At 44.1% G+C, this 3,763-nt stretch carries 4 protein-coding genes and 1 pseudogene; 1 reads left to right on the top strand and 4 read right to left on the bottom strand.

All coding sequences use genetic code 11. From position 1 onward, the window contains the following. Positions 1-608 (bottom strand): ABC transporter ATP-binding protein (locus QZ158_RS08065; RefSeq protein WP_293887455.1); only part of this gene is annotated, 608 nt, incomplete at its 3' end. Positions 609-783: 175 nt separating this feature from the next. Continuing rightward, a complete protein-coding gene (locus QZ158_RS08060) occupies positions 784-1,041 on the bottom strand; it encodes a SemiSWEET family transporter (RefSeq protein ID WP_293887453.1) in 258 nt (85 codons plus the stop codon). A gap of 284 nt (positions 1,042-1,325) precedes the next feature. Here QZ158_RS08060 and QZ158_RS08055 point away from each other — a divergent pair, with 284 nt between their 5' ends. Further along, a complete protein-coding gene (locus tag QZ158_RS08055; RefSeq protein ID WP_003012241.1) occupies positions 1,326-1,589 on the top strand; it encodes a SemiSWEET family transporter in 264 nt (87 codons plus the stop codon). Between the two features lie 122 nt (positions 1,590-1,711). Here QZ158_RS08055 and QZ158_RS08050 read toward each other — a convergent pair whose 3' ends face one another. Continuing rightward, complete coding sequence (locus tag QZ158_RS08050; protein WP_293887448.1) at positions 1,712-3,697, bottom strand: ABC transporter permease; 1,986 nt, start codon at positions 3,695-3,697, stop codon at positions 1,712-1,714. Beyond that, positions 3,698-3,763: pseudogene (locus QZ158_RS08045) on the bottom strand (ABC transporter ATP-binding protein); the annotation flags it as partial.

The raw sequence follows: 3,763 nt of genomic DNA, 5'->3' as shown, positions 1-3,763 counted from the left end.
TGGGTCACCATGAGAATAGTTTGCCCCATGCTATTGATGTCTTCAAAGACGTCGAGCAACGCAGCAGATGATTTGGAATCTAGCGCCCCTGTTGGCTCATCAGCAAGGAGGATTTCTGGTGAGGTGATAATAGCACGCGCTACGGCTACCCGTTGTTTTTGCCCACCAGAGATTTCGTAGGGATATTTTTCAAGCAGCTGGTGGATGCCCAATTCCCGACTGACGCTATCGACCTTGCTCATCATTTCCTTGACCGGTCTGCGGGAGAGGACCAAGGGCAGAAGGATATTGTCCTTGACCGATAAGGTGTCTAGCAGGTTGAAGTCTTGAAAGACAAAGCCTAACTTTTCCCGACGGAAACTGGAGGCATCCTTGTTCTTGATGGTTGAGGTGTCTATGCTATTTAGGTAGACCCGTCCTTCGGTCGGCTGATCCAGCATGGCTAGGATGTTGAGAAGGGTGGATTTCCCGGATCCTGATTCCCCCATGATGGCGACGTATTCCCCTTTTTCCACGGTGAAGTGGATATCCTTTAAGGCTTCGACCTGCGTTCCTTGAAAGCGGGTTTTGTAAATTTTTTTCACATGTTGTACATCTAATAAGGCCATTTTCATTCTCCATTTCCATCTAGTTATATGGTTGATACTAATAGAACTTCTTACACCTCTATTGTAACTATTTGGAGAGAGATCTACAATAAGCTAACCTTTCATTTTTAGCCTGATTTCTTACATTTCTGTAAGGTATAAAAAAACTAGCTTCCTTTCGGGAGCTAGTTCCTTCTTATAAAGCTGTGATGGCTGTGATCAAACCAAAGATGATCCCCGGTGCATTGGCTGCAGCAAGTGGAATATCGCGTTCTTTTTTGAAGAGTCCGTAGTAAACCCAAAGGCTACAGTTGATGGCTGCGACAAGGGGTTGAACAAAGTTTCCTTTGTGACCTGCGAGGTTATCCATGATTTGTGGGAAGTAAGACACATACATCATAACAGACATAAAGGTCGCAACCCAACCAATAATTTTCATTTGTTTTTCATTCATTTTCAAAATACCTTTCATTTTTTAAGTACGCACTATTCTATCGCTTGCCCTCTTAAAATTCAAGTGTTCTTTTCAAATGTTACCGAACTGTAAAGTGTCACAATCTTGTGATTTTGGATGAAAAATGTCATTTATTATCCCTGATTTTTCTTGTTTCTAACACCATAAAAATAGAAACATTGTCTAATTTTGCGTAAATGTAATAGTTTTCAAGCGAAATATCGTGCAATTTTATTGCACAAGACCTTTTCTTCTGGTAAAGTAATATTCGGAGGTAGAAATAAATGAATAAACAAAAAATCAACCAAATCGTTGGCTCGATCGGTGCCTTTATTGGGATTATCGTTTTCATTGCCTACATCCCACAAATTATTGCTAATTTACAGGGAAATAAGGCCCAACCTTTCCAACCCTTGTCAGCTGCTATTTCTTGCTTGATCTGGGTCATTTATGGTTGGACAAAGGAACCTAAAAAAGACTGGATTTTGATTATTCCGAATTCGGCAGGTGTCATCCTAGGGGGATTGACTTTCCTTACATCACTTTAATAGAAATCGATCAAAGACTGAACTCGACTGTTTCAGTCTTTTTGTATATCCCTTTGAAAAACAAAAACAATCGCAGTCGGTTTTCGTACAAAAAAGCCCGCCATGAGCGAGCTTCTCTTTTCTTATATCTGCACAATCTTACGATAGCTCCGAGAGGTGATCCAAAAGACAATCAGGTAGGTGATGAGAAAGACAGCGCAGACGCTGAGGGTCACGACGAAGACTTGACCACTATTGATGACACCGAGCCCTTTGAGAATGAGTCGGATCATATGGTAGGCAAAGGCCAGGTGAATAAAGGCAAAGATGAGAGGGAGGAAAAAGACAGTCCGTACTTGACGGTTGATGGTCCGTTTGACCTCGTGTTCATCAAGCCCCACCTGTTGGAGAATGACGAAGCGATCACGGTCTTCATAGCCTTCTGAGATTTGCTTGTAGTAGATGACGATGACCGTTCCGACCATGAAGATCAGTGACAAGAAAATCCCGATAAAGAAGATGCCACCAAAGAGACTATTCATCTCTGCCACGTCATTGGATCGGTTGCCTCCATAGACAAATGTTCCTTGGGCCTGTTGGCTACTCAATTCATCGATCATCTTGTCATAGCTGGCTGCTAGCTTGAGTTGCTGCTCTTCACCGACATTGACATTGAAGCCACCATAGATATTGGTATAGATGGCAAGATTTGGAAACTGGGCGATAAAGGCTGAGAGGTCAGGTACGATTAGGTAATTGAAATCCTCTGTCAGCATGTTATACATGTTGGGCACGTGATCGGTGATAAAATCATTGGTCACTTCTTCCTTGACTTGGAAGACCTGTCCATTGATGGTGAACTGCTTTTGTCCTTTAAGAGCTTTGTTATGGGCAAAGAGGATAACTTGGTTGCCAGTCAGATCGACCTCTTCTCCTGTCATCTGCTCATAGCTAGCTGCATCAAAAACTAGAAAGACTGTTTTAGGAGTGACCTTGCGTTCGTCAGCTGGATAGACGGTGAAATCCGTTCCCTTTTGTGATTTAACCCCAAAGTTGGCATAGGTCATCAGGTCACGATTCTTGATCTCAAGCTGGTGCTCAGAGGCAAATTCATCAAATTTCTGATTGATTTGCTCCAGCTCGACCCCTTTTCCTTGGACAGAGAAATCATGAGGAGCTATGATTTTCTTGACCATTTCGCCACCGACATAGATATTGGTCGCAGCAGAGATGGTCACCAGCACCATAGTCGAGAGGATGGCAATAGTCGCAAGTCCCACTGCATTTTTCTTCATGCGATAGATGAGGTTAGAGACCGAAATCATGTTGTTGGGTTGGTAATAGTAGGCCTTCTTTTTCTTAAGCAGGTGCAAAAAGACGGTGATCCCAGCATTAAAGAGCAGGTAGGTCCCAATCATGACCAAGATAACTGCTAGAAAGAAGATCACAATCGCAGACAATGGGTCTTTGACAGACAAAGCCAGGTAGTAGCCAAAACCAAGAGAGGCTAAGCCCAGGATGGTTTGGGGCCACAAGAAGCGGGCTTTCTTTTCACCACTAGCCTTCTCACGCGTCAACTGCAGGGCATTCAAACGGAGAATCCGCCAAGCGTTGAGAAAGACCAAGAGGGCAAAGATGAGACCAAAGGTGACAAAGACTAAGACCACAATCCCAGGTTGGAAGGTGGATACTAGCTGGACCTTCATCTTCATGAGTTTCAAGAGAAAGGCAAAGATCAGCTTGTCAAAGAGAGCCCCGATCAAAACACCAGCTGAGATAGTCACAAAGCCAAAGATCAAGAGTTCCTTGAAGATCATGCTGATGAGATGGCGTTTCTCAAGGCCGAGCATGCTGTAGATTCCCAGCTCCTTGGAGCGGTTTTTCATGACGAAGCTATTGGCATAGAGCACGATGATAGCTCCCGCGGCATTGACCACGAACAGTCCCAAGACGAGGGTAAAGATCATGGAATCGCCCCCTCGAAGCTCATGAATGTGAGGATTAAAGGTCAGGGAGTCAAAGAGGTAGGCGATGGTCACTGCAAGAATAACCGCAATCGCAAAGGGATAATAGAGCTTGCGGTTCTTGATGAGATTGGAGCAAGCTAGTTTAGTGGTTAATCGAAACATCTACTCCACCTCACTTGCCATGACCGTCAGGGTATCCGAGATTTCTTGGAACATCTGACGCTCTGT

The organism is Streptococcus sp. A12 (genome assembly GCF_905372335.1).
Classification (GTDB): Bacteria; Bacillota; Bacilli; order Lactobacillales; family Streptococcaceae; genus Streptococcus.
Note: the sequence above shows the minus strand (reverse complement) of the source record. Positions and strands in the feature narration are given on the sequence as shown.

Excerpts from the sequence above, each read along its gene's own strand:
- QZ158_RS08060 (WP_293887453.1), bottom strand. The coding sequence starts at position 1,041 with ATGAATGAAAAACAAATGAAAATTATTGGTTGGGTTGCGACCTTTATG.
- QZ158_RS08055 (WP_003012241.1), top strand. The coding sequence starts at position 1,326 with ATGAATAAACAAAAAATCAACCAAATCGTTGGCTCGATCGGTGCCTTT.
- QZ158_RS08050 (WP_293887448.1), bottom strand. The coding sequence starts at position 3,697 with ATGTTTCGATTAACCACTAAACTAGCTTGCTCCAATCTCATCAAGAAC.